At 73.3% G+C, this 24,981-nt stretch carries 23 protein-coding genes and 2 pseudogenes; 11 read left to right on the forward strand and 14 right to left on the reverse strand.

What is annotated here, in order from left to right:
* The first annotated feature begins 13 nt into the window (after window positions 1-13).
* The gene (locus tag AB0L75_RS33445; protein WP_365188666.1) at window positions 14-1,648 is read left to right on the forward strand and encodes an amidohydrolase; all 1,635 of its coding nucleotides are present in this window, start codon (window positions 14-16) and stop codon (window positions 1,646-1,648) included.
* Between the two features lie 10 nt (window positions 1,649-1,658).
* Here AB0L75_RS33445 and AB0L75_RS33450 read toward each other — a convergent pair whose 3' ends face one another.
* Window positions 1,659-2,627 (reverse strand): helix-turn-helix domain-containing protein, encoded by a 969-nt coding sequence (locus AB0L75_RS33450; RefSeq protein WP_365188669.1) that lies wholly within the window; start codon window positions 2,625-2,627, stop codon window positions 1,659-1,661.
* Window positions 2,628-2,698: 71 nt separating this feature from the next.
* On the opposite strand from AB0L75_RS33450, the gene AB0L75_RS33455 reads away from it, so the two are divergent.
* Together AB0L75_RS33455 and AB0L75_RS33460 are read left to right on the forward strand one after the other, a co-directional pair.
* Complete coding sequence (locus tag AB0L75_RS33455; RefSeq protein WP_365188672.1) at window positions 2,699-3,649, forward strand: NADP-dependent oxidoreductase; 951 nt, start codon at window positions 2,699-2,701, stop codon at window positions 3,647-3,649.
* 143 nt (window positions 3,650-3,792) lie between these two features.
* Entirely contained in the window at window positions 3,793-4,173 is a 381-nt protein-coding gene (locus tag AB0L75_RS33460; RefSeq protein ID WP_365188675.1) for an anti-sigma factor antagonist, read from the forward strand.
* Between the two features lie 18 nt (window positions 4,174-4,191).
* Here AB0L75_RS33460 and AB0L75_RS33465 read toward each other — a convergent pair whose 3' ends face one another.
* The 7 genes from AB0L75_RS33465 to AB0L75_RS33495 form a co-directional block, all read right to left on the reverse strand.
* Window positions 4,192-5,139, reverse strand: coding sequence for a ribose-phosphate diphosphokinase (locus AB0L75_RS33465; RefSeq protein WP_365188677.1), 948 nt, complete (start codon window positions 5,137-5,139; stop codon window positions 4,192-4,194).
* 149 nt (window positions 5,140-5,288) lie between these two features.
* Window positions 5,289-7,061, reverse strand: coding sequence for a complex I subunit 5 family protein (locus tag AB0L75_RS33470; RefSeq protein ID WP_365188680.1), 1,773 nt, complete (start codon window positions 7,059-7,061; stop codon window positions 5,289-5,291).
* Window positions 7,061-7,411 (reverse strand): NADH-quinone oxidoreductase subunit K, encoded by a 351-nt coding sequence (locus AB0L75_RS33475; protein ID WP_365188682.1) that lies wholly within the window; start codon window positions 7,409-7,411, stop codon window positions 7,061-7,063. The genes AB0L75_RS33470 and AB0L75_RS33475 overlap by 1 nt, the downstream gene beginning before the upstream one ends.
* Before the next feature lie 7 nt (window positions 7,412-7,418).
* Window positions 7,419-8,156 (reverse strand): MnhB domain-containing protein, encoded by a 738-nt coding sequence (locus tag AB0L75_RS33480; protein WP_365188685.1) that lies wholly within the window; start codon window positions 8,154-8,156, stop codon window positions 7,419-7,421.
* Window positions 8,153-8,413 carry a hydrogenase subunit MbhD domain-containing protein gene (locus tag AB0L75_RS33485; protein ID WP_365188687.1) on the reverse strand — a complete coding sequence of 87 codons (261 nt, stop codon included), beginning with the start codon at window positions 8,411-8,413 and terminating at the stop codon, window positions 8,153-8,155. Before AB0L75_RS33485 ends, AB0L75_RS33480 begins: the two co-directional genes overlap by 4 nt.
* A 33-nt stretch (window positions 8,414-8,446) precedes the next feature.
* Window positions 8,447-8,899, reverse strand: coding sequence for a monovalent cation/H+ antiporter complex subunit F (locus AB0L75_RS33490; protein ID WP_365188690.1), 453 nt, complete (start codon window positions 8,897-8,899; stop codon window positions 8,447-8,449).
* Window positions 8,896-9,090, reverse strand: coding sequence for a hypothetical protein (locus AB0L75_RS33495; RefSeq protein ID WP_365188693.1), 195 nt, complete (start codon window positions 9,088-9,090; stop codon window positions 8,896-8,898). The genes AB0L75_RS33490 and AB0L75_RS33495 overlap by 4 nt, the downstream gene beginning before the upstream one ends.
* A gap of 266 nt (window positions 9,091-9,356) precedes the next feature.
* Here AB0L75_RS33495 and AB0L75_RS33500 point away from each other — a divergent pair.
* Window positions 9,357-10,627, forward strand: a pseudogene (locus AB0L75_RS33500) (RICIN domain-containing protein).
* Between the two features lie 20 nt (window positions 10,628-10,647).
* Here AB0L75_RS33500 and AB0L75_RS33505 read toward each other — a convergent pair.
* Entirely contained in the window at window positions 10,648-10,899 is a 252-nt protein-coding gene (locus tag AB0L75_RS33505; protein ID WP_365188695.1) for a hypothetical protein, read from the reverse strand.
* A 91-nt stretch (window positions 10,900-10,990) separates the two neighbouring features.
* Here AB0L75_RS33505 and AB0L75_RS33510 point away from each other — a divergent pair, with 91 nt between their 5' ends.
* Window positions 10,991-12,031 carry a PHP domain-containing protein gene (locus AB0L75_RS33510; protein WP_365188698.1) on the forward strand — a complete coding sequence of 347 codons (1,041 nt, stop codon included), beginning with the start codon at window positions 10,991-10,993 and terminating at the stop codon, window positions 12,029-12,031.
* Window positions 12,032-12,074: 43 nt separating this feature from the next.
* Here AB0L75_RS33510 and AB0L75_RS33515 read toward each other — a convergent pair whose 3' ends face one another.
* Window positions 12,075-12,953, reverse strand: coding sequence for an alpha/beta hydrolase (locus tag AB0L75_RS33515; RefSeq protein WP_365188700.1), 879 nt, complete (start codon window positions 12,951-12,953; stop codon window positions 12,075-12,077).
* 189 nt (window positions 12,954-13,142) lie between these two features.
* On the opposite strand from AB0L75_RS33515, the gene AB0L75_RS33520 reads away from it, so the two are divergent.
* Window positions 13,143-13,388 (forward strand): hypothetical protein, encoded by a 246-nt coding sequence (locus tag AB0L75_RS33520; protein ID WP_365188703.1) that lies wholly within the window; start codon window positions 13,143-13,145, stop codon window positions 13,386-13,388.
* 127 nt (window positions 13,389-13,515) lie between these two features.
* Here AB0L75_RS33520 and AB0L75_RS33525 read toward each other — a convergent pair whose 3' ends face one another.
* Together AB0L75_RS33525 and AB0L75_RS33530 are read right to left on the reverse strand one after the other, a co-directional pair.
* Window positions 13,516-14,805 (reverse strand): ROK family protein, encoded by a 1,290-nt coding sequence (locus AB0L75_RS33525; protein WP_365188706.1) that lies wholly within the window; start codon window positions 14,803-14,805, stop codon window positions 13,516-13,518.
* 154 nt (window positions 14,806-14,959) lie between these two features.
* Window positions 14,960-18,139, reverse strand: coding sequence for a cytochrome P450 (locus tag AB0L75_RS33530; RefSeq protein WP_365188708.1), 3,180 nt, complete (start codon window positions 18,137-18,139; stop codon window positions 14,960-14,962).
* Window positions 18,140-18,428: 289 nt separating this feature from the next.
* On the opposite strand from AB0L75_RS33530, the gene AB0L75_RS33535 reads away from it, so the two are divergent.
* Window positions 18,429-19,070: a LuxR C-terminal-related transcriptional regulator gene (locus AB0L75_RS33535; RefSeq protein ID WP_365188710.1), complete on the forward strand. Its 642-nt coding sequence runs from the start codon at window positions 18,429-18,431 to the stop codon at window positions 19,068-19,070.
* On the opposite strand, the pseudogene AB0L75_RS33540 reads toward AB0L75_RS33535, so the two are convergent.
* A pseudogene (locus tag AB0L75_RS33540) lies at window positions 19,004-19,888 on the reverse strand (DUF3626 domain-containing protein); the annotation flags it as partial. The gene AB0L75_RS33535 and the pseudogene AB0L75_RS33540 overlap by 67 nt on opposite strands.
* A gap of 138 nt (window positions 19,889-20,026) precedes the next feature.
* Here AB0L75_RS33540 and AB0L75_RS33545 point away from each other — a divergent pair.
* Window positions 20,027-20,521 (forward strand): FBP domain-containing protein, encoded by a 495-nt coding sequence (locus tag AB0L75_RS33545; RefSeq protein ID WP_365188713.1) that lies wholly within the window; start codon window positions 20,027-20,029, stop codon window positions 20,519-20,521.
* Between the two features lie 106 nt (window positions 20,522-20,627).
* Here AB0L75_RS33545 and AB0L75_RS33550 read toward each other — a convergent pair whose 3' ends face one another.
* A complete protein-coding gene (locus AB0L75_RS33550) occupies window positions 20,628-21,620 on the reverse strand; it encodes an NADPH:quinone oxidoreductase family protein (protein WP_365188714.1) in 993 nt (330 codons plus the stop codon).
* Window positions 21,621-21,752: 132 nt separating this feature from the next.
* On the opposite strand from AB0L75_RS33550, the gene AB0L75_RS33555 reads away from it, so the two are divergent.
* From AB0L75_RS33555 to AB0L75_RS33565, 3 genes are all read left to right on the forward strand, one after another.
* Window positions 21,753-22,343 carry an ABATE domain-containing protein gene (locus tag AB0L75_RS33555; RefSeq protein ID WP_365188716.1) on the forward strand — a complete coding sequence of 197 codons (591 nt, stop codon included), beginning with the start codon at window positions 21,753-21,755 and terminating at the stop codon, window positions 22,341-22,343.
* Window positions 22,344-22,485: 142 nt separating this feature from the next.
* Complete coding sequence (locus AB0L75_RS33560) at window positions 22,486-23,739, forward strand: aromatic acid exporter family protein (RefSeq protein WP_365188719.1); 1,254 nt, start codon at window positions 22,486-22,488, stop codon at window positions 23,737-23,739.
* Window positions 23,740-23,838: 99 nt separating this feature from the next.
* Window positions 23,839-24,879, forward strand: coding sequence for a hypothetical protein (locus tag AB0L75_RS33565; RefSeq protein WP_365188721.1), 1,041 nt, complete (start codon window positions 23,839-23,841; stop codon window positions 24,877-24,879).
* Window positions 24,880-24,981 lie beyond the last annotated feature (102 nt).

A 24,981-nucleotide genomic window follows, 5' to 3' on the forward strand; every position in this document is an offset into this window, starting at 1 on the left:
CAGGAAAGGCATCATGCACGCTGATCTGCTGTTCACCGGCGGCCCCGTCCTCACCCCCGAGGGTCCCGAGGGCCGCGTGGCGACCGCCGTCGCCGTCACCGGGGGCCGTGTCACCGCGGTCGGCGGGGACGAGCTGCGCGACCTGGCCGGGCCGCGCACGGAGGTGGTCGATCTCGCCGGACGGCTGCTGCTGCCCGGCTTCCAGGACGCGCATGTCCATCCGGTACCGGCGGGGCTGGAGCTGGCCCAGTGCGATCTGTCCGGTACGACGACGGCCGAGGAGAGCGTGGCCGCCGTACGGGCGTACGCCGAGGCCCATCCGGAGCGGGAGTGGATTCTGGGCGGCGGCTGGTCGATGGAGGCGTTCGAGGGCGGGACGCCGGCCAAGGAGCTGCTGGACGCGGTCGTCCCGGACCGGCCGGTGTATCTGCCGAACCGGGACCACCACGGCGCCTGGGTCAACAGCCGGGCACTGCAGCTGGCCGGCGTCGACCGGGACACGCCCGACCCGGCCGACGGGCGGATCGAGCGGGACGCCTCCGGAGAGCCGAGCGGCACGCTCCAGGAGGGTGCGATGCAGCTGGTCGGCCGGCTCACCCCGCCCGCCACCCCGGCCGACCGGCTGGCCGCGCTGCTGCACGCCCAGCGGCATCTGCACGCTCTCGGCATCACCGCCTGGCAGGACGCACTGGTCGGCGACTTCCTCGGCATGGACGACCCGGCCGAGGCGTATCTCACGGCGGCGCGGGACGGTTCGCTGACCGCGCGGGTGGTGGGCGCACTGTGGTGGGACCGGGAGCGCGGGGCCGAGCAGATCGCCGAACTCGTGGAGAAGCGGGCGGCGTTCAGCCACGGCCGGTTTCAGGCGGGCACGGTGAAGCTGATGCTGGACGGGGTCGCCGAGAACGGCACGGCCGCGCTGCTCGACCCCTATCTGGACCGGTGCGGGTGCGCGACCGCGAACCGCGGCAAGAGCTTCATCGATCCGTCTCAACTGCCCGAGTTCGTCACCAAGTTGGACGCTCTGGGTTTCCAGTGCCACTTCCACGCGCTGGGCGACCGGGCCGTACGCGACGCGCTGGACGCGGTCGAGGCGGCCCGCGCCGCGAACGGGCCGAGCGACACCCGGCCGCACCTCGCGCACCTCCAGGTCGTGCACCCGGACGACGTACCGCGCTTCGCCCGGCTCGGCGCCACCGCGAACATCCAGCCGCTGTGGGCCGCGCACGAGCCGCAGATGGACGAGCTGACGATCCCGTTCCTCGGGGCCGAACGGGCCGCCTGGCAGTACCCGTTCGGCGCGCTGCTGCGCTCGGGGGCGCGGCTCGCGGCGGGCAGCGACTGGCCGGTGAGCAGCCCCGATCCGCTCCAGGGCATCCATGTCGCGGTCAACCGGGTCGAACCGGGCGCCGCCGGGCCGGTGTTCCTGCCCGGGGAGCGGCTCGGCCTCGCGGACGCGCTGCACGCGTACACGGCCGGGTCGGCGTACGTGAACCATCTGGACGACACGGGCCGGGTGGCCGTCGGGGCGCTCGCCGATCTGGTGGTGCTGGACCGCGATCCGTTCGCCGGGCCGCCGCAGGCCATCGCGGAGACGGCCGTGGCGCTCACCTACGTGGAGGGCGAGCGGGTGTACGCGGCCGAGTGAGCGCGCCGCGTCAGCGGGTCTGCTGGAACGTCCGGCGGTAGGCCTGCGGGGACACCCCGATCGCCGTGTGCAGGTGCTGGCGCAGTGAGGCGCCGGTGGCGAAGCCGACCTCGGCGGCGATCCGGTCCACCGGCAGGTCGCTGGCCTCCAGCAGATGCCGGGCGCGGGCGACGCGCTGCTGGATCAGCCAGCGGCCGGGGCTGAGGCCGACCTCGTCGCTGAACCGGCGGGCGAAGGTGCGCAGGCTCATCCGGGCGTGGCCGGCGAGGTCGGTGAGGGTGAGCGGCTCGTCCAGCCGCTCCAGGGCCCAGGATCGGGTCGCGGCCGTGCTCGCCGCGCCGCTGACGGGGACCGGCTGCTCGATGTACTGGGCCTGGCCGCCGTCCCGGAACGGCGGGACGACACAGCGGCGGGCCACGGAGTTGGCGAGTTCGCTGCCGTGGTCGGCGCGCACGATGTGCAGGCAGATGTCGATGCCGGAGGCGGCCCCGGCCGAGGTGAGCATACGGCCGTCGGCGACGAAGAGGACGTCCGGGTCGAGGTCCACCCGGGGGAAGCGGCGGCGGAAGCGCTCGGCCACCTGCCAGTGCGTGGTCGCGCGGCGGCCGTCGAGCAGGCCGGCCTCGGCGAGCACGAACGCGGCTGTGCAGATCGAGACGATCCGGGCGTCCGGGCGGATACGGGCGAGGGCGGCGGCGACCTCGTCCGGCAGCTCGGCGGGGATGTCCCCGGCCGGCATCGAGGTCACCACCACCGTGTCCGCGGTGTCGAGGATCTCCGGGCCGTGCGCGACCCCGATCGTGAAGTCGGCGCTGGTGCGCACCGGGCGGCCGTCGACCGTGCAGGTCAGCACCTCGTAGTGGCCGTCGGCGGCGCCGAGGATACGGCTGGGGATGCCCAGCTCGAAGGGGTAGACGCCGTCCAGGGCGAGGACGGCCACCCGCTCGGGGCGCCGGGTGCGCAGCTGGACATCGAGCATGGCACGATCCTATCGAAGCTTGGCCATCATGCCATTTCCCGGACGGGCGACCCCGGGCAGGCTGGGTGACCATGAGCGATGTGAACACGATGCGAGCCATCAGCCAGGACGTCCTCGGCGGTCCCGAGGTCCTGAGGGAAGTACGGGTGGAGCGGCCGAAGCCGGGCCCGAACCAGGTGCTGGTCCGGGTCCGGGCCGCCGGGGTCAACCCCACCGACTGGAAGCACCGGGCCACCGGCGGCTTCCTGGGCGAGCCGCCGTTCGTCCTCGGCTGGGACGTCTCCGGCGAGGTCGCCGAGACCGGCGTCGGCGTGGTGGCCTTCCGGCCCGGCGACGAGGTCTTCGGCATGCTGCCCTATCCCTACGGCCACGGCTCGCACGCCGAATACGTGATCGCACCGGTCCGTGCCCTGACGCACAAGCCCGCCTCGGTCGGCCACACCCAGGCCGGTGCGCTGCCGCTGGTGTCCCTGACCGCCTGGCAGGCCCTGACCGAGCACGCGGACCTGCGGTCCGGGCAGCGGGTGCTGATCCATGCGGCGGCCGGCGGGGTCGGGCATGTGGCCGTGCAGATCGCCAAGGCGCGCGGCGCGTATGTGATCGGCACGGCGAGCGCGGGCAAGCACGACTTCCTGCGGGAGATCGGCGTGGACGAGCCGATCGACTACCGGACGACCGATGTCACGGAGGCGGTGCGGGACGTCGATGTGGTCCTGGACACGCTCGGCGGGGACACCTCCGTCGCGTCGCTGAAGGTGCTGCGGCCGGGCGGTGTCGTGGTGTCGATCCTGCCCGTGGGCTCGCGGGAGTTCCACGACGAGGCCGAGCGGCTCGGCGTACGGGCCGTGCGCATGCTGGTGGACGCCGACCGGACCGGTATGGAGGCCATCGCCGAGCTGGCGGAGTCGGGGAGGCTGAAGGCGACGATCGCCGGGACGTTCCCGCTGGCGGACGCGGCGAAGGCACACGAAGCGGGCGACACGGGACGGACGACGGGGAAGCTGGTCCTTCTGGTCGACTGACCGGTCGGCGGAGCACGGTTACCGGGCGACAAGCGCCAAACTCGAAGACATATGTCAACCGAACATGCTCAAATTCCTTCCATCGAGGGTAACTTGACGATCGGGAGACCGACGTCCGGGCGCGGGTGGGAGGTGATGCCGTCGTGCGAGACGAGCCTGCACCGCTCACCCGTCACCTCCGTGTGTACGAGCACCGGGCGCACACGGTGCTGGAGCTGCGCGGCGAGATCGATCTGGTCTCGGCGACGGAGATCGGCCCGTCGCTGGACCGGGTCACCGGCCGCCCCGGTGCGCGGGTCGTCTTCGACCTGCGGTCGGTGGAGTTCTTCGACTGCTCGGGGCTGCGGCTGCTGTACCGGGCCCGCTCCCGGGTGCTGGACGGCGGCGGGCAGCTGCACCTGGTGTGCACGCATCCGCTGACCCTGCGCGTCTTCCGGGTCACCGGTCTGTCCCGGCTGCTGCCCCCGCACCCCACGCTGGACGCGGCCCTGGCCCGCTCCGGGGCCGCGTCCGGCTCGGTCTGAGCGGGCCGCGTCCGGGCTCTACGACTGCTCGAACAGGGTGCTCACGGATTCACCGTTGTGAATGCGCCGTACCGCCTCGGCGAGCGCCGGGGCGATGGAGAGCACCCGCAGCTTGTCGGTGGGCTCGCCGTCCACGGGGACCGGCACGGTGTTGGTGCAGACGATCTCCAGCACGTCCGGCTGCTCGCTCAGCCGCTTCAGCGCACCGGCGGCGAACAGCCCGTGCGTGCACGCCACCCGGACCGACCGGACACCCAACTCGCGCAGTCGGCCGAGGAGTTCGAGCACGGTGCTGCCCTTGGCGATCTCGTCGTCCAGCACGATGACGTCCCGGCCGCTGACATCGCCGATGACGGAACTGATGCTCACCCGGTCGTCCGCGAACCGCTGTTTGGCACCGGCCGCCACCTGCGCGCCGATGAGCCGGGCGAAGGCGGCGGCCTCCTTGGCGTTGCCGAGGTCCGGCGAGACGACCGTGGTGCGCGTCAGGTCGTACCGGCGAAAGTGCGCGGCGAGTTCGTGCAGCGCGTTCAGATGGTCGACCGGTACCGAGAAGAAGCCGTGCACCTGGGGTGAGTGCAGCGTCATGGCGAGCACCCGGCTCGCGCCCGCCGCCACGAGCAGGTCGGCGACCAGCCGGCCGCCGATGGAGATGCGCGGCGCGTCCTTCTTGTCGGAGCGGGCGTAGGAGTAGTGCGGCATGACGACGGTGATCCGGGCGGCGGAGGCGCCCCGGGCGGCGTCGCACATCAGCATCAGTTCCACCAGATGCTCCTGCACCGGCCGGACCAGCGGCTGGATCAGGAAGACGTCCCGTTCCCGGCAGTTGGCCTGCAGCTGCACCCCCAGACAGTCGTTGGCGAAGCGGCTGATCCGGGTCGGGCTGAGCGGGACCCCGAGGTGGGCGCAGACCTCGCGGGCCAGGTCGGGATGGGCGTTGCCGCTGAAGACGGCGATGTCTCGCACGATCCGCTCCTCGCAGAATCGTCACGGGCTGGGCCGTCATGCTACTGGCGACTCCCCCCTTCACCAGGGCAGCGATGTCCCGCCCGGGAGAAGAACCCGCCACTCGGCCGGTGTCGTCCGACAGCAGCGCCGGCCGTACGGGCTCCCGGTCAGCCGCCGAGTACCGAGGGCAGGGCCAGCGCCCCCAGCACCGTGGCGCCCACCAGCAGCCAAGCCACATAGTCGCCGACGTGGCCGGACTGCAGCCGCCGCAGGGGCCGGGCCCAGTCGGGGGCGGCGGTCCACCGCGGGCGGGTCACGGCGAGGCCGGCGAGCGCCACGGCCAGCGCCGCGGAGGCGAGGCCCAGCAGGACGCCCTGGAGCGTCCAGTGGACGGACGCGTGGGCGCCGCCCGATCCGGCCTCGTTCACGGAGCGGGCGACGACGGCGCCGAAGCCCGGGGCCGCGCCGACGGCGAGGGCGGCGGCGAGCAGCACGGCGGGGACGGTCGTCATGGTGTCCGGGATCCGGCTCAGCAGGCGGGTCGTCTCGGGTTCCTCCTCGGATCCGCTGGTCTCCAGGTCGGAGTCGGCGTCCCGGGGGCGCGCCCCTAGCCCGAGGAACACGCGCGCGGTGACCCGCAGGACGGCTCCGGCGGTGATCGCGGAGGCGGCCACGTACACCAGGGTGAGCGGGCCGCCGACCGCCTCCTCGGTGACCGCCTTGCCGAGGGCGGTGCCGAACGGGGGCAGGCCCGCCAGGCCGAGCGCCGCCACGGCGAACAGCACCGCGGTCGTACGTAGTTCGCGGGCCCGGCCGTGCAGGGCGTGCTCGTCGACGCTGCCGTACCGGTCGAGCAGCACGCCGGTGCAGGCGAACAGCGCGGCCTTCACCCCGGCGTGCCCGAGGAGGTACAGGGCGACCCCGTCGTCGCCCTCCGGGGTGAGGACACCGAGGCCGACGAGGAACAGGCCGGTGTGGGCGACGGTCGAGTAGGCCAGGAGCCGTTTGATGTGCCGCTGGTACCAGCACATGACGGCGCCGGTCGCGGCCGTGAGGGTGCCGAGGGTCACCAGGGCCCGGGTCAGGTCGGCGGCGGGGATGCCGCCGGGCCCGGCGAAGACGGTGCCGTACACACGCCAGGCGCCGTAGGCGCCGAGTTCGACCATCACTGCGGACATCAGCATGCAGACCGGGGTGGGGGCCACGGCGTGCGCGTCGGGCAGCCAGAAGTGGAAGGGCACGGCGGCCGCCTTCACCAGCAGCCCGGTCAGCACGAGGACGAAGGAGGCGAGGACCAGCGCGTCCGGTCCGCCGTGCCCCGCCGTCAGATCGAGGCCGCGCCCGATCTTCGTCATGGCCAGCTCGCCGGTGCGGGCGTACAGCAGGCCGATGCCCATCAGCAGGGCGTACGCGCCGAGGGAGTTGACGACCCCGAAGGTCAGCGCGCCCTGGACGGCCTTCGCCTCGTCGATGCGGTAGCCGGTGAGGGCGTACGCGGTGACGCTCATCAGCTCGAAGAACACGAACGCGTTGAACAGGTCGCCGGCGAGGGCGAAGCCGCACATCGCGCCCTGGAAGACCAGCATCAGCGCGGGGAACGCCCCGCTGTGGCCGCGCGGGGGTTCGTCGAAGTAGCGCCAGGAGTAGGCGAGGGCGGCCAGCGTCAGCAGGGAGACCAGCGCGGCCATGCCGAGCGCGGGGCCGTCGCCGACCACCACGATGCCGACGCTCTCGCCGCCGACCGGCAGCCAGCCACCCACCCACTCGACCATCGGCGGCGAGGAGTTCAGCAGCAGGACGAGAGCGAGGGCGGCCGTGGCGCCGGAGACCACATAGGCGGTGATCTCCGCGGCGATCCGGGGCAGATGGCGTCCGATGGCCACCAGTACGGCGGCCCCGAGCAGCGGGATCGCGACGAGCAGCGGGAGCAGATGGCGCATCAGCCGCGCAGCTCCCGCAGTTCGTCGGGGTCGACGGTGCCGTGCCGTTTGGCGATCTGCAGGACGAGCGCGAGCAGCAGCGCGGTGACGGTGGCGCCGACGACGATGTCGGTGAGGGTGAGCGCCTGGACGACCGGGTCGACCACCGGCCGGGAGCCGGGGGTCAGGTCGGAGAAGACGGGAGCGGTGGCGCCGTCCCGGTAGCCGACGGCCAGCAGCAGTACGTAGGTGGAGGACTGGCAGACCGCGAGGCAGCCGACGGCGTGGATGAGGTTGCGGCTGGTGGCGAGGCCGTAGCAGCCGGTCAGGAAGACATAGACGGCGACCAGGTAGGGAACGACGTGGATCACGGTGTTCTCACCTTCCGGGCTCCTCCTCGATCTCGACGGCCTGGTCGAGGAAGTGGGCGAGCAGGACGACGACCGCGCCGGCCACCTCGATGCCGACGGCCGCGTTCAGCAGGGGGACGGTGCCACCGGAGGACAGGGTGTTGAAGGTGCCGTACGGCAGTAGGGTGTTGGCCAGGAACGCGGTGCCGGCCAGTACTCCGGCGAGGCCCAGCAGGACGTAGGCGGCGACGGCGAGGGCGTCGGAGGTCTCGTAGACGGCGAGCGGGCGGACGCGTTCCAGCGCGCGGTAGTCGGCGCCGAGGTAGAGCAGGTGCAGTGCGGTCGCGGTGACGACCCCGCCCTGGAAGCCGCCGCCGGGGCTGAGCTGGCCGTGGGCGATGACGTAGAGGCCGGTGACGAGGGCGACGGGCAGCACGATGAGCGCGTAGCGGCGTACCGGCCGGGCCACCTCGGCCGGTTGCGGCTGGGCGCGGTGCTCGTCGCGGGCCTGGCGCAGCAGCACCACGCAGCCGAGGACGGCGGCGAACAGGATGCTCGTCTCGCCGAGGGTGTCGTAGGCGCGCTGGTCGAAGTTGACGGAGGCGATGGTGTTGGCGGTGTGCCGGGCCAGGGAGGCGTGCACGGCCCGCGTGCCGTAGGGGTGGCTGCGTCCGCCGAAGCGGGGCAGGTCGAGGCAGGCGGCGACGAGCAGGGCGGCGAGGCCGGCGCCGCCCGCGGCCAGCAGGGCGAGCCGCAGCCGGTTCACCGCGCACCGTCCTTCGAGCGGCCGCGGCGTCTGACCTTGCGCACCGACAGCATGATCAGCAGCGGGGTCAGCGCGGCGCCGACGGCCAGCTGGGACAGGCCGACGTCCGGGGCCTGCAGCACGGTGAACAGCACGGCCAGGGCGGTCCCGAGCACGGACAGCACCAGCGCCTGCCGGGCGGGGTCGCGCTGGGCCACGGCCGCGGTGGCACACGCGGCCACCAGCAGCAGCGCGGTGACGATCACGGCATCGTCCATGCCGCACCTCCGCCCCGGCGCGTCGACGGCACCTCAGCCACCCCGCACCCCCCGGAAGCCGCCGGACAGCGCCCGCGTGGCGATCACGTTGCCGGCGATCAGGAGCGCGCCGACGACCAGGAGTTTCACCATCGCGCGGCCCGGACCGGTGGCAACGCACACGGCGATGACGACGGCCGCGCTCAGTGCGGCGGCGGTCCAGGTCAGCCCCCAGCCGCTCGGCCGCCCGCCTGCCAGGTCGTCGTAGAGCAGCCGGGCGAAGACGAGCGTGCCGACCGGGCCGAGCAGGGCGAGCAGTAGGGCGAGGTCGACGTAGGCCGGGCGGCCGTAGCCCTGGGCGAGCAGCAGCAGCGCCGGGCACAGCGCCGAGGTGGTCATGTTCTGGGCGACGACCCGGCGGGCCGGCGGGCCGGTGGTGACGCCCCACAGGGCGGCCGCCCCTCCCCCGCCCAGCTCGGCGGTCGCCGCGAGGATCCAGCCGTTCACCGCCAGGTCACCGCCCGCCGGCCGGCCCGCGCCAGCAGCGCCCCGACGACCGCGCAGCTTCCGCCGACGATCCGTTCCAGGGTGTCGACCGAGGTGATGAACACGAGCCACAGCAGCGCCAACGCTCCCCACCAGGCGAGCAGTTCGCCGAGGGCGAGGAGGGCGGTGCGCGGGGGCGTACGCCGGGTCATCGACCACCTCCTCGGTCCGCTCCCGCACCCATGCGCGGCGGTGTGTCCGCTGCGCCGCTCGGGCATCCAAGCACCGCCGGGCCCGAGGCAGGACGACGGCACGCGGGTCCTCCGCCGGAGTGCCCCGGGAGCGTGAACGGAAACACCGCTGCCCAGGCCGTCATCTGACTCACCGTCAGCAACAGGTCCATACCAGGGTATTGACGCCCTCTTTTCTCACTCCTTAAATCAAGAGGCATCGCACCCCCCACGCCGAACGGAGAGCAATGGTCTCCCCACGCCTGCTCCGCAGATGCCTCCTCGCCGCCCTGTCCGCCGCGCTGGTCGGCTCCGCCGCCGTCGGTCCGGCCCGGGCCCAGCACGCCGCGCCGACGGCGGCGACCGTCAGCACCTTCTCCGACACCTTCGACGGGCCCGCGGGCTCCGCCGTCGACTCCTCGAAGTGGACGACGGAGACCGGCGACAACGTCAACAACCACGAGCGGGAGTACTACACCTCGGGGACGGACAACGCGGCCCTGGACGGCCAGGGCCACCTGGTGATCACCGCCCGCAAGGAGAACCCGGCCGGCTACCGGTGCTGGTACGGCACCTGCCAGTACACCTCGGCCCGGCTGAACACGGCCGGGAAGTTCAACGCGCGGTACGGGCATGTCGAGGCACGGATGAAGATCCCGCGCGGGCAGGGCATGTGGCTGGCGTTCTGGATGCTCGGCACGCCCGTGAACTGGCCGGACTCGGGCGAGATCGACGTGATGGAGAACGTCGGCTTCGAACCCTCGACCGTGCACGGCACCATCCACGGGCCCGGCTACTCCGGCTCCGGCGGCATCGGCGCGGCCTACACCCTGCATGGGGGTCCCCCCGCTCGAGCGAAGCCGAGAGTGGGGGAGGGCAGGCCTTCGCGGACGCCTTCCACACCTTCGCCGTCGACTGGTCGCCCGGCTCGATCACCTGGTCCGTGGACGGCAACGTCTACGAGCGGCGGACACCCGCCGACCTCGGCGGGAAGACCTGGGTGTTCGACAACAAGCCGTTCTTCCTGATCCTGAACCTGGCCGTCGGCGGCTACTGGCCCGGCGACCCCGACGGCAGTACCCGGTTCCCGCAGCAGCTGGTGGTGGACTCCGTGTCGGTGACGACCAGCGACACCGCGACCGGGGTGCCGATACGCGGCCTGGCCGGCAAGTGCGTGGACGTGGCCGCCGCGAACTCCGCGAACGGCACTTTGGTGCAGCTCTACGACTGCAACGGCACGGCCGCGCAGAACTGGACGGTGGGCCCGGACGGCACGATCCGGGCCCTCGGCAAGTGCCTGGACGTCACGGGCGGCGGCACGGCGGACGGCTCGACCGTCCAGCTGTGGGACTGCACCGGCGGCCCGAACCAGAAGTGGACCGTGACCGGGGCGCACGACATCGTCAACCCACAGGCGGACAAGTGCCTCGACGTGACCGGGAACGCCTCGGCCAACGGCACCCGCCTGCAGATCTGGACGTGCACGGGCGGCGCCAACCAGAAGTGGACGGCCGGCTGAGCCGCGCCGGGCTCAGTGGCTCAGCGGCTGTGCAGCGTCCATGTGTACTTGTCCCCGCCGACCCAGCGGACCACGTCCGGATCGTCCATGTCATGGATGGTGATGCCGTACGAGGCAGCCGCCTCCAGTACGTCGGTGACGTGCCTGGCCTCACCGATCACCCGTCCGTCGATCTCCATGATCCGGAAGGGCGGCTGGCCCGGCCGGCCCGGGCAGACCCCGTGCACGAGGATCCGCGGATGGGATATGTAGGGGGCTGATTGTTCGGTCATGCAATAGAGCCTAAATCTCATCGCGCGCCGACGATTCCTGAGAGGGCGGCTCCCCGCGCCCCTTCAGGTCGCCTGGTGTGAACCTGGTTGCATGGAACCCGTGGCCGCCCTGGACCGGATCGCCTTTCTGCTGGAGCGGTCGCTCGCGCCCGCCTACCGGGTGAAGGCCTTCCGGACCGCCTCCCGGACCCTGTCCGCGCTGCCCGCCGGGGAGGTGGCCGAGCGGGCGGCGGCCGGGACGCTGGAGTCGCTCAGGGGGATTGGGCCGAAGACCGCGCAGGTGGTGCGGGAGGCGCTGGCCGGGGAGGTGCCCGGCTATCTGCGCAGGCTGGAGGAGGAGAGCGGGACAGCGCCCCCGGACGGCGCCGGAGCCGGGTTGCAGGCGCTGGTCCGCGGGGACTGCCACACCCATTCGGACTGGTCCGACGGGGGCAGTCCGATCGAGGAGATGGGGCGGACGGCGGCCGCGCTCGGGCACGAGTGGACCGCCCTCACCGACCACTCCCCGCGGCTGACCGTGGCCCGCGGCCTGTCGGCACAGCGGCTCCGCGAGCAGCTGGAGGTGGTGGCGGAGCTGAATGCCCGGTGGGCGCCGTTCCGGCTGCTCACCGGCATCGAGTGCGACATCCTCGAGGACGGCGCGCTGGACCAGGAGCCGGAACTGCTCGGGCGGCTGGACGTGGTCGTGGTGTCCGTGCACTCCAAGCTGCGGATGGACGCCCGCTCGATGACCCGCCGGATGGTGGCCGCCGTACGCGATCCGCACGCCGACATCCTGGGCCACTGCACCGGGCGCCTGGTGACGGGCCGGGGGCGGCCGGAGTCCGAGTTCGACGCGGACGCCGTGTTCGCCGCCTGCGCCGAGTCCGGTACGGCCGTGGAGATCAACAGCCGTCCCGAGCGGCTGGACCCGCCGCGCCGGCTGCTGCGCAGGGCCGTGGCGGCGGGGGTGCTGTTCGCCGTGGACACCGACGCGCACGCGCCCGGCCAGCTGGACTGGCAGATCCTCGGCTGCGCCCGGGCCGAGGAGTGCGGGGTGCCCGCCGAGCGGGTGGTGACCACGTGGTCCGCCGACGAGCTGCTGGCCTGGACCCGCGAGGGCCGGGTCCCGGATCGGGTGACGGGTTGCTGACCTGCCCCGTGATTCCCCCGTCACGGCCGGGGCTCTCTCCTGTTCACGGACGTCCGGCGCCGGCGCCGGCCAGCTCGGCGGTCCGGACGGCACCGGCCTCGACGAACTCCCGCAGGTCGGCCGTGAGCCGTGCGGCGTGCGTGGCGAACAGGCCGTGGCCGCCGTTCTCGTACACCTTCAGGGTGCCGTCCGGCACCAGCCGGGCCACGCGCTCACCGGTGAGGGCCAGCGGCGCGGAGGTGTCGTGGGTGCCGTGCACGACCAGCACCGGGAGATCCAGGGCGGGCAGCTCGGCGGTCAGATCGAGCGCGGCCACCACGGCCCGGACGCCGTTCGCGGCCCGCGAGGTGGCGCTCAGGCAACGGTCGATCATGTAGCGGACGTAGGGCGGGGACATCTGGTTGCCGGGCAGGTGAGCGGCGAAGAAGTCGTCGGCCAGCGCGGTGAAGTACGCGGCCCGGTCCCGCCGGAACACCTCGTCGTCGGCCCGGACGGCCTCCGGGTCCAGGCCGTCCGGGGTGCCCGGCGAGCGGACGACCCCGGGGCTGACTCCCGCGACGAGGGCGACACGGGCCACCCGGGCGCGGCCGTGCCGGGTCACACAGCGGATCACCTCGCCGGTGCCGACCGAATGGCCGATCAGAGTGACCTCACGCAGGTCGAGGTGGTCGAGCAGGCCGTTCACGTCGTCCGCGAGGGTGTCGAGGTCGTAACCGGACCAGGCGTCGTCGGAGCGGCCGTGGCCGCGCCGGTCCAGGGCGACGCAGCGGAAACCGGCCTCCGTGAGGGGCAGCATCTGGTACTCCCACATCTCGTGGCCCATGTAGGCGCTGGAGACGAAGACGGCGACGGGCCCGGTCGCGGGGCCGTGGTCGACGTAGTGCAGACGGGTGCCGTCGACGGGGCTCTCGCAGTACGGCATGGGGTGCCTCCTCGGGCTGTCCGGACCAGGTGCGACGCGGGTTCGTCGCGCTGACGTCCTCGATGCTCCCCGGATCCCGCGCAGGGGTCGATTACCTGCCATGTCATGGCCGGGTGTGCGCGGAGCCGGGCCCGGGTACCCGGCCGTCCGCCGAGGCACGCGGTGGACACCGAGCCGAGGAGCGAAGACATGGCCGCACAGCGGAAGGGCGAGCCGGGCCGGGAGGCGGGCCCGGTCCCGAGGGACATGCCCGATCAGCAGGCGGGCGCCGGCGAGGATCCGTGGGAGGCCGCGCAGGCACGGCCGCGCGGGAACGACACGGCCCCGGCCGACGACGTGCCCGACACGGACGAGGCCGGCACGGGCCCGCGCGGCAGACCGCACCCGGGAACGGTCCACCCCGAACACCCGGCACCGGATGAGCCTTCGGCGTGAGCGAGGGACAGCCGCGCCTCGGTGACGGCGCCCGGTGCGGCCGCGCGGCCCGGGCAACCTTCGGCTGCGCAACTGTTCCGGACACCGGCAGCGCGCTGTTCGACCCAGGGCAGCGGCAGCAGGCCGCTCACCGTGTCGCGCGCTGACGCAACGCCGCTCGCCATGCCGGCAGACGGTCCTCGGTGACCGGTTCCGGGCGGCGGCCGCCGCTGGCGAAAAAGTCGGCCAGCGGCAGGATCGCGGCGCCGACCGTGACCGCGTCCGGACCGAGCCGGCCGAGGTCGATGGTCACCCTGTCGGCCGGATGGCGCAGCGCGTACGTCGTCGCGTGGCGGCGTACGGCGGGCAGGAAGCGGGTGCCGAGCTGGAGCCCGGCCCAGCCGCCGATGAGGATCCGCTCGGGCTGGAAGAGGTTGATCAGGTCGGACAGGCCGGCGCCGAGGTACTCGGCGGTCTCCTCCAGGACGGCCAGCGCGACCGGGTCGGCCCCGGCGCCCTCGGGCGGGTAGGCGGCGGCGAGCATCGCGGTGAGCGCGGTCTCCTCGTCGGTGTCCTCGGGCGGCCGTCCGCCCGCCTCGCGCCAGCGGGCCAGCAGCGACTCGGCGCCCGCGTAGGCTTCCAGGCAGCCGGGCGCGCCGCAGCGGCAGCGGCGCCCGCGCACCCGTACCGTCAGATGGCCCCATTCGACGGCCCGGCCGTGCTCCACCTCCGGGGTGACCACACAGGCGCCGACGCCCGAGCCGAAGAGCACGACCACGGCGTTGCGGGCGCCACGGCCCGCGCCGAACCACATCTCGGCCTGGCCCAGGGTCTTGGCGCCGTTGTCGATGAAGTACGGGATCTCGTCGGCCAGTTGGGAGGCCGAGCGCAGCAGCCGCTCCAGCGGTACGGCGTCCCAGCCGATGGTCTGCCCGTGCACGACGGCGCCCTGGTCCGGGGCGTGCTCGACGATTCCGGGGACCCCGACGCCGACGCCGAGCAGCCGCTCGGGCACGGCCTGCTCCGCGCCGAGGACCTCCGCGATGCCGTCGCGGATGTGACCGGCGATCACCTCGACGTCGTAGCCCTGCGGGGTCAGCCGGCGTTCGGTGCGGGCCAGTTCGGTCAGGGCCAGATCGAACAGCTCGACGCGGACCCGGGTCTCGCCGACGTCGACGCCGATCAGCTGTCCGCTGTCGGGGGCGACACGCAGCAGCGTGCGGGGCCGGCCGCCGTCGGAGTCGACGCTGCCGGCCTCCTCGACCAGGCCGTCCGCGATCAGATCGGCGACCACGTTGCTGACCGAGCCGGAGCTGAGGCCGGTGGCCGGGCCCAGCTCGAACCGGCTGAGGGGACCGTCGAAATACAGCTTCTGCAGCACGGCCATGCGGTTGCCCCGCCTGAGATCGCGTACCGTGCGCCCATTGCGCCCCGTCATGCGGCTCCCTTCACGAACCCTGCCCGACCTGCAACATACCCCTTCGGACGGCCGGAATGCGATATTCCCACACGCCTTAGTTCACGATCTGAGCTAAGCGCGGCGGAGTGCGCCCCGCGCCCAGCCGGACGCGGGGCGGTGCCTGTGGTGCGGCTCAGCCCGCCGCGTACACGTCCTCCACATAACGCCCCTGTGCCACCAGTGTGTCGAGCCAGCTCCCGGCCGCCGCCTCGTCGCTGCCCGGGGTGCGCTCCCGGTACAGCGTGCGGAACGCCTCCCGGACACCCGGGGCCATCCGGGCGCCGTCGCCGCAGACGTACACCCGGGCGCCGGATTCCAGCAGCGCCCAGATCTCGTCGGCCTCGGCGGCGATCCGGTGCTGCACGAAGGCGGCGCCGTTCTCGGGTGCGGCGCTGAAGGCCGGGCGCAGCGCGACCGCGCCGGCCGCCTCGGCGGTCCGCAGTTCGCCGCCGTGCAGGAAGTCGGCGTCGGGGGCGTCACAGCCGAAGTACAGCACAGCGGGCGGGAGTCGGGTGCCGGCCGCGCGGGCTGCGGCACGGTCGGCGACGGCGCCGCGGAAGGGGGCGAGTCCGGTGCCGGCGGCGACCATCACGACCGGCGCCGAGCCGTCGATCCGGAAGGCCTCGCGGCAGGGCTGGATCCGGGCGTGGACGGTGTCGCCGGGCCGCAGGGCGGCCAGGTGCGAGGAGCCGGTGCCCCGGTAACGGCCCTTGCCGGACCGCGCCGGGGCGTCGAGGACGGACACCATGAGGTCCGCGTGGCGCGGGTCCGCGGCCGGCGAGGAGGAGATGGAGTAGTGGCGGGGCCGCAGCGGGGTCAGCAGGTCGAGCAGGAGCGGCCAGTCGAGCGCGCCGCGCAGCGCGGGGTGGTCCTCGGCCAGCTCCACCAGGGTGCGCGGGTCGTCGTCGCCCAAGGCGGCGAGGGCGGCGCGCTCCGGCGGGCAGGGGTTGGCCTCGGCGAGCAGGCTCAGCTGCCGAACCGTCGGACGCTCCTGCAACTCGACGTGGCGCGTGAGGAGTTGGCGTACGGACAGCGGGCGGTCCACCGCGAGGCCGTCGCGGCGCGGGCGGGTGGCCCGGATGTCGAGGACGGCGTCGGGGTCGAGGCCGAGCGCGGCGACGGCACGGTCCACCAGGTCCGGGGCGTTGGCCGGCAGTACGGTCAGGTGGTCGGCGGTGCGGTAGGTGACGCCCTCGGGCAGGGCGACGCGCAGGAACCGCTTGGTGCGCGGGTATCCCGGCGCGGTCAGGTCGTGTGCCTCGGTCACGGTCATCGGGACCAGCTCGTGCCGGGCGGCGAGGGCGTCCAGCGGGCCGCCGCCCAGCGTGCGCACCTCGTAGGCGTGCGTCGGTTCGGCGGAGGTGCCCGGCAGGGCGTCCGGGTCGCCGTACTCCGTCAGCAGCGCGGTGCGCAGCCGGGCCGTGAACTCCCGGACGGTGCCGGTCAGATCGCCGGAGGCGTCGGCGGCGGCCCGGTCGGTCAGGCGCGTGGCGCCCAGCTCGGCGAGGCGGGCGTCGATGCGGGTGGGCACCTGCTGGTAGGTGGCGGCCCAGTTGCGGTCGCCGACGCCGAGGACGGCGTAGTGCACACCGGTCAGGTCGGGGGTGCCCGCCAGCCAGGCGGTGAAGGCGCCGGCGTCGTCGGTGGGGCGGCCGTTGTAGGAGGCGGCGGTGATGACGACGGGCCGGTCGGCGGGCAGCGCGTCCGCGTAGGCGTCCAGGGCGGCGACCTCGGTGGCGCAGCCCATGGCGGCGGCCTCGTCGGCGAGTTGGGCGGCGAAGGCGCGGGCCGTGCCGTAGTTGCTGCCGTGCAGGAAGAGGACGCCGGTGCCGGGGCGGACCCGGGCGGGCAGTGTGTCCGGGGCCACGGTGCCCTCCTCCTGCGGGCGCGCGGCGCCGGGCAGCGGGGCGTGGACACGGTCGGCGGGGGTGCGCGGGGTGAGGGTCAGGGTGAAGCCCTCGGGCTTGAGGGTGAGGGTCTCCTTCACGGCGAGCCGGTAGTCGGTGTGGTCGTGCAGCCGGTAGCGGTGGACCAGCATGGCGAGCAGCATGGTCGCCTCGTGCAGGGCGAACTGCCGCCCGATGCAGGCCCGTTCACCGGTGCCGAAGGGTTTGAAGGCGTGCACCGGGCGGGCCGCCTCCGCCTCGGCGGTGAACCGCTCGGGGTCGAAGTGCTCCGGGTTGTCGCCCCACACGGGCTGCCGGTGCAGCATCGGGGTGAGGACGGTGACGGACTGTCCGGCGGAGAGCGGGATCCGGCCGCCGAGCAGGGTGTCCTCGCGGGCGTGCCGGCTGAAGGCGGCGGCCGTCGGCCACAGCCTGAGGGCCTCGTTCAGGACCTGGCGGGTGTAGGTGAGCCGGCCGATGTCGTCGTACGACGGTTCCGGGTCGGCCGTGTCGCCCCAGAGCGCGTCGGCCTCGCGCTGCACCAGCCGGAGTACGGCCGGGTGCTTGGCGAGGTAGTACAGGGCGAAGGACATCGCGCCGGAGGTCGTCTCGTGGCCGGCGATCAGGAAGGTGATGACCTGGTTGCGGATGTTGGCCGCGTCCAGGGTGGTGCCGTCGGCGGGGTGCGGGGCGCTGAGCATGAGCCCGAGCAGGTCCTCGGCGCCGCTCTGGTCGGTGCCGGCGCGGGAGGCGATGACCTCGTCGACGACCTGGGCGAGGTAGTCGGCGTCGGCGCGGAAGGCGGCGTCGGCAGCCGAGTGGTCCTCGCCCGGGGTGCGGGCCAGCCGGTGCATGCTCCACTCCAGGCAGCGGACCATCGACTCCACGAACGGGTGCGGCTCGTCGCGTTCGAAGGAGCCGAAGTCGTAGTCGAATCCGGCCAGTCCGATGGTGTCGAGGGTCATGCGGGTCATGTCGTCGGACACGTTCACGGCCCGCCCGTCGCCCGCCGCGCGGTCCCAGGAGGCGATGAGCCGGCGGGCCACCTCGAGCATCACCGGGTGGTAGGTGCGCATCGAGCCGAGCGCGAAGGCGGGCATCAGGATGTCGTGCGCCTTGGCCCAGTTGGGCTCGTCGTTGTACGCCGTGAACAGGCCGTCGGCGGCGAAGGATCGCACGTTCTCCAGTGCGGGCCCGACGTGCTTGGCGAACCGCTCCTCGTCGGCGAGGTCCGCGACCAGGTCGGCGTCGGCGACGAACAGCACGTCCCGGCCGTGCAGCCGGCGCACGAGCACCGGGCCATGGCTGCGCATCAGGCCCACGATCTGCTGGAGGGGGGTGCGGCCGGGACCGGTGGCGGTGATGTCGACGACCGGGACACCGGGCAGCGTTCCGGCCGGATCGGGGTGCGGTGCGGTGGGGGGCATGGCGCGACAACTGCCTTTCGCGGTAACGGAGTACTCGCGGTAACGGAGCACTGCGTTCCAGGGTGGTCGACCTGCGAGGCGTACCCGCGCCACGGCACTACACGATCGCGCAGTCAAAACTCGGTTACGGGCCTTGCGCCGTGCGGTGGGTCGGGGCCAAGGGCCGCTGCGGGGCCGCGCGGTTTGCCGCTGACCTGGATTTTCGTCTTGGATGAGTTCGTCTTGGATGAGTTCGTCTTGGATGAGTTCGTCTTCGATGAGGGGTGGCTCGGCACTTCGGGAGGTGGGCGTGGACCTGGGGCGGAGCGACGGGGTCGTATGGCGCAACCGGGCGCTGCTGCTCTTCGACCGGGTGTCGGTGCCGGTCGCGGTGTGCGATGTGTACGGCCTGGTGGTGCTGGCCAATCCCGCGATGGCGGCCGAGTGCGGTACGACGCCGGGGCGACTGCGCGGCCGGGTTGTGCTGGAGCTGTTCCGCCCGCAGGAGGCCGGGCAGGTGGAGCGGATCGCCGAGGCGCTGCGGCTGCGGCACCGCTCGCGCTACCAGGTCTCGGTGCGCTGGCGCGCGCCCGGCGGGGTGGAGCGGTTCGGGGAGCTGACGGCGGACCCGGTGAGCGACACCGTGGACGAGACACCGGCCCTGCTGGTGATGCTGCGGGTGCGGGGCGAGTGCGCGCCGCCCGAGCCGGAGCCGGTGCGGGTCACGCCGGTGGAGGGCCGGGTGCTGGCCCTGCTGGCGGGCGGCGCCTCCACGGCCGGCGCCGCCCGTGAGCTGGGCCTCAGCAAGGACGGCGTCACCTACCACCTACGGCGCCTGTCGGCCCGCTGGAACGCGGCCAACCGCACCGAACTGGTCGCCCGCGCCTACGCCTTGGGCGTCCTCACACCCGGCGTGTGGCCACCGGAGCCGAGCACACCCGAGACGGACTGAGCCGCGCCGTCCGTCCCTCCGGGGACGGTCCGGGAGAGACCAGACCCCGAGAGACCGGGCCGGAGTCGTCCCGGCCGGGCCGGGTCACGACCAAGTTGGCGGTGTCGGCGGATCCCGGGGGGCGCGCAGGCCGTGCCCGCGCCTTCTAGTGCGCCGAAGCGGGCCAGGGTGTGCCAGACCATCTTCAGGTCCTGGAGTTCGTACCGGCCGGTGCGGGCCGCGTCGCCGAGGACGCGCGGGGTCAGCAGACCGCGCTCGGCGATCAGCGCGCCGAGGTCGGCGTACCGCGGCCCCCGGTAGTCGGCGTGACGGCGCAGCGCGGTGACGGTGAGCCGGTAGCCGGGGTGCCATTCCACCGGGAAGGGCAGGCGCCGGGCCGCCGCCTCCACCGGGGTGTCCCGGTAGCTCGCGTCGAGCACCAGCGTCTCGACGTCCCGGGCGAGCAGCACACCGGCGTGCACATGGGTCTCGATGTAGTCGTTGGGCGGATCCCGCCCGTCGGACTCCGCGAGCGCGATCAGCGGCATGGCCGGGGCCACGCCGAAGTCGGTGGGCTCGGCCTCGCTGTCCGGATAGCAGAAGGTGGCCCGGTCCAGGACCGCTCCGGCGAGCCTGAGGTGCGCGGAGCCGAAGCGCGGGGCCGCGCCGACGACCTGGCCACGGAAGTCCAGGGCGCCGTACAGCGGGCGCTCGACCGGGTGCGCGTCGTCGTACGCTCCGCCGAAGATGCGGCTCCCCCAGCGCGTCCGGTCGCCGCCGGGGTATGCGGTCAGGCTGCCGTTGCTGGTGCCGGTGACGAACTGCGAGAAGTACGCCCCACATGCTCCGGTGCCCGCCGGGCGCGCGGCGGCAGCCCGTGCCGGAAATCCATTGGCCCACCCTCCCCTTGGCTACGTAGGCTAGCCGTGAACCTAGACCAATTAGGTTCCTGGCGACGAATCCGAAAGGACTCCCCCATGAGATCACTCACCGAGCAGGACATCCGCAACTGCTTTGTCAACTGTTCCAAGGGGGAGGCCAAACGGCTGACCATCCCCCGGGATCTCGGTGAACGCCCCTGGGACGACCTGGACTTCCTGGGCTGGCGAGATCCGGGCGCGCCCGACCGCAGCTATCTGGTCACCGAACGGGACGACCGGCTCGTCGGCGTGGCCCTGCGCTTCCAGACCGCGCAACGCGGTTTTCTGCACCGCAGCATGTGCTCGCTCTGCCTGACCACGCATCCCGGCGGCGGGGTGACGCTGATGGCGGCGCGGAAGGCGGGGACGGCGGGCCGCGAGGGCAACTCGGTCGGCCTGTACATGTGCACCGACCTGGCGTGCTCGCTGTACGTGCGGGGCAAGAAGGTGCCGGAGTCCGGCGCCCGGTTCGAGGAGAGCCTGACCCTGGAGGAACAGATCGCCCGCGCGACGGGCAACCTGTCCGCGTTCATCGACAGGCTGTACGCCTGAGAATCCACAGGCAGGCTGTACGCCTGAGGCCGCGTCGGCAAGCCGTACACCCGACCGCGCCGCCCACTCCGCCCTCAGCTCACTCCGCCCTCCGCCCTCCGTACGATCACTCCACCCGCAGCACGATCTTGCCCCGGTTGTCCCGGCTCTCCAGCCGCTCGTGGGCGGCCCGGGCGTGATCCAGGGGCAGCACGGTCTCGACCGGCACCCGGTAGTCTCCGGCGGCCACCCGCTCGGCGAGTGCGCGCAGGTCGGGCCGCGGGTCGTAGCCGTGGATCTGCAGGTTGGTGAGCTGGAAGCCGAGGATCGCGATGTTCTTCGGGTAGAAGTCGCGGGTGTCGAGGGTGCTCGGCTCCAGGGCCACGTTGGCGAGGGAGACGACCCGGCCGCCGTGCGCGGTCTCACGCAGGCTCCGTCCGAGGGCCCGGCCGCCCACGGTGTCCAGGACGATGTCGGCGCCGCGCCCGCCGGTCAGCAGCAGCACCTCCTCGACCTCGCCCTCGTCGGCGTACCGGGAGGTGTCGATGGTGTCGGCGGCCCCGAACTCCCCGGCCCAGGCGGCCTTCTCTGCCGACCCGGCGAGTGCGATGACCCGGGCGCCGGCCCGGGCGGCGATCTGGACGGCCGCGGTGCCGACTCCGCTCGCCGCGGCCTTGACCACGACCGTCTCGCCCTCGGCGACCCGGGCCAGACCGCGCAGGCAGTACCAGGCGGAGAGCCAGGCTACGGGCAGGGTCGCCGCCGTGGTCAGGTCCAGCCCGTCGGGCACCGGGGTGACACATGCGGCGGACACGGCGGCCGACTCGGCGTAGAAACCGGGCGCGTCGATGCCGTCGAGTGCCATCACCCGCTCCCCCACCCGGAAGCCGGTCACCCCCTCCCCCACGGCGGCCACGGTGCCGGCCGCCTCCGCGCCCGGGATCAGCGGGGGCCGCCCGGCCCGGTGGTAGGCGCCGGCGCGCAGCAGCGCGTCCGCCCGGTTCACGCCGGCCGCCGCGATGCGCAGCAGCACCTGGCCGGGGCCGGGCACCGGATCCGGCACCTCCACCGGCACCAGCACCTCGGGCCCGCCGAACTCCTCGATCCGCACCGCACGCATGACACACCCACCCTGTTCGGACGACACCGGCGTCCCCTGCGAACACCGGTTGAAGTGGTGTCACGATGCGACACCCGTTCAACCGGTGTCAAGACACCTCTTGAAACGGTGTCGCGCGGTAAGCTGCCCTTCATGACCACGTCCGCGGACCCCGCGCTCGCCTTCCCGTTCTCCGGTGGCCGTCCGTGCCTCGACTTCGTCGCCACGCTCGGCAAGCGGCACGCCACGCCCGTGGAGCGGATCCCCGACCCCGCCGCCCTCGCCCGCTGGATCACCGGGGCGGGCCTGGCGGCCGAGGACGGCCCGGTCCCGGTCGCCGTACGGGATGTCACCGAGGCCCGTGCCCTTCGTGAGGCGGTCCACGGCGTGCTGCGGGCGGCGATGGCCGGGCGGGACCCAGATCCGGCGGACGTGGCGCTGGTCAACGAGGTCGCCGCCCGGCCCGACCTCGCACCCCAGCTGGGTCCGAGCCGCTGGACGTCCCGCCATCCGGCCCGTGCCGCCCTGGCGACCGTGGCCCGGGACGCGGTCCTGCTGGTCGGCGGTCCGCTGCTGGAGCGCGTCAAGGAGTGCGGGAACCCGGACTGCTCGCTGCTGTTCCTCGACGACTCCCAGGCCCGGCGACGCCGCTGGTGCTCCATGGAGCGCTGCGGCAATCTCGCGAAGGTCGCTGGCTACCGGTCGCGCACCCGCGGCACGGCCACCTCGTCGGCCGCCACCTGAGAGCCGTGGCCGGACCCGGTGCGAGCGGCCGGCCCGCAGCGAGGGCGACGGCGACGGCGACCTGTCCGCACGGCTCGCGGACAGGTCCTGTCCCCCATCGAGGCACGTTCGACGCGCCCGAGGAACGGGAACACGCCAAGGGATGCACGACGTACGCAAGTGGACCGCGGGACTCCTGCGCCTGCTGGGGCGCCGCCGGGAGCCGGTGGTGGTCCAGACGCTGCGGTCGGCGACGGCGGCGACGATCGCCTACGTCGTCGCCCTCCGGCTGAGCCCCGAGCCGGCCCCGCTCACCGCGCCCCTGACCGCGCTGCTGGTCGTCCAGGTGACCTTCTACGCCACTCTCACCAACGGCATCCGCCGCGTGAACTCGGTGGTGGCCGGCGTGCTGGTCGCCATCGCCTTCAGCGTGCTGGTGGGGCTGACCTGGTGGAGCCTCGCGCTGCTGATCGTGGCCGCGCTGACGGTCGGGCACCTGGTGCGGGTCGACGAGTACGTGGCCGAGGTGGCGATCAGCGCCATGCTGGTGCTGGGGGTCACCACGGTCGGGTTCACGGCCTGGGCGCGCATCGTGGAGACGCTGATCGGCGCGGTGGTCGGGACGGCCTGCAATCTGCTGCTTCCGCCGCCGGTGTGGGTGGACGAGGCGGGCCGCTCGATCGAGGACCAGGCACGCCGGGTGCGGCAGTTGATGCTGCGGATGGGTGAGGAGGCCGCTGGCCGGATCCCCTGGGAACGGGCGGCCGAGCGGCTGCACGAGGCACGGCTGCTGGACCAGCACATCACCCAGGTGGACGCGGCGCTGCGGCAGGCCGAGGACAGTCTGCGGTTCAATCCGCGGGTCAAGGAGGGGCTGCTGCACCGGGTGGTGCTGCGCACCGGTCTGGACACGCTGGAGATCTGCACGGTGGTGCTGCGGGTGCTGGCCCGGTCCTTCACCGATCTCTCGAAGGCTCGCGGGGCCGAGGATCTCTTCCCGCCCCGCGTCGGGGCGACCGTGGAGCAGCTGCTGTCGGAGATGGGCGACGCGGTGGTCAGTTTCGCGGTGCTGGTCACCACCCATCTGAGCGAGAACGCCGAGTCGGCGGAGGCCCGTCTCTCCGCCGAGCTGCACACCGCGGCCGGCACCCGGGACCGGCTGGCCGAGCTGCTGCGCGAGGAGGTCGCCGAGAACTGGGCCAACTGGCAGCTGCTCGGCGCCGTGCTGACCGAGACGACCCGGATCATCGACGAGCTGAACACCGAGCACCGCACCCGCCGGCTGCTGGAGGAGCTGGACCGGGTCTCGCGCAGGCACCGGGCGAAGCTGCCCCGGACGACCCGGCTGCGCGAGCGGCTCGGGGTACAGGAGGAGCTGTGGCGGAACCGTACGGGGTTCGGTGAGCGTTCTCCGTGAGGACGGGCGTTCGCGCTGAAGACGAGCGTTCCCGGTGAGGACGAACGCTCCCACGGAAGGAGCGTTCTCGGTGACGGAGCAACGCGAGGGAGCGACCGGATGACCGGTTCCGGGGTGCGGATCGACGGGAACACACTGCGGTTGCCGGGCGGGGTGGCGGTGCGGTTCATCCGCACACTGCGGCTGCCGGAGACGGGCACGCATCCACTGCCGCCGGGGCTGGGCGAGTTCCCGATACGCCGGGTGGCGGACTACGCCGACAGGGTCCCGCAGGAGTGGCGGGCACGCGGTGGCGTGATGCTGCCGGTGTATCTGCGCGAGGCGATGTGGCTGAGCTTCTCCGGGACGACGGAGCCGGCCGCGCTCCAGGTCGGGGTCGGCAAGGTCTGCGCGGTGTCCGGCCGGCCCTGGAGCGACCGGCTCGCCCGGGATCCACAGAACTATGTGGTGCTGCTCCGCCAGCCCTGGCTGGACGGCATCAACTCCGGAAAGGGCACGGTCCGCCAGTTCGTCGCGGTGCCGCTGGGGCTCGGCGCGACGGTGGAGGGCCAGGTCACCGGCGAGGAGGTGTGGGGCGGGGTGCAGCTGCAGTCGTTCCCGTTGCGGGAGCCCCTCCTCGCCGAGTGGCGCCGCCGCGAGCAGGAGCGGGCACAGGCGCGGCGAAGGACCCTGGCGGCCGGGCCGCCGGGCACGTACGGCGCGCCGATGCCGATGATGGCGTCCGCCCCGGCCGCCCCCGGCGCGCCCAGGGCAGGCGGCGCCGCCATGGGTCTCGGCGTCGGCGGCTCGATGCGCCAGGAGGTGTACAAGGACGACCGGTCGGCGTCGGACTGGTCCGAGCAGCCCGCCGGGCGCGTGTTCGTGCACCTGGTGACACCGCCGCAGTGGCGGCGCATCACCGGCGAGGCGCCCCCGCCGTCACCGGTGGACCGGGCGGCTTACACGAGCGCGGGCCTGCCCTGGTACGACTACTACGACGCCGACGCCGAGGATCTGGCCCCCACGGACACCCTGGAGGCGGTCAAGCCGGCCGGCGAGTGGCTCGGGGACGATCTGGACCCGTGGCAGGCGCCGTCGGCCGGCCAGGTGACCCCGCTGAAGGACGCGCCGGGCAAGCCGGTCGAGGACGGCGAGTGGTAGATCGCGTTGCGCGATGCGCAACGCCTGTTGTCCTACTTGCCGTTGACGGGTGGCAGGGGTCAAGGTGGCTGTCACGACGGGGGCTACCGATGACCTGAGGTG

The organism is Streptomyces sp. NPDC052101, assembly GCF_040680235.1.
Lineage (GTDB): Bacteria > Actinomycetota > Actinomycetes > Streptomycetales > Streptomycetaceae > Streptomyces.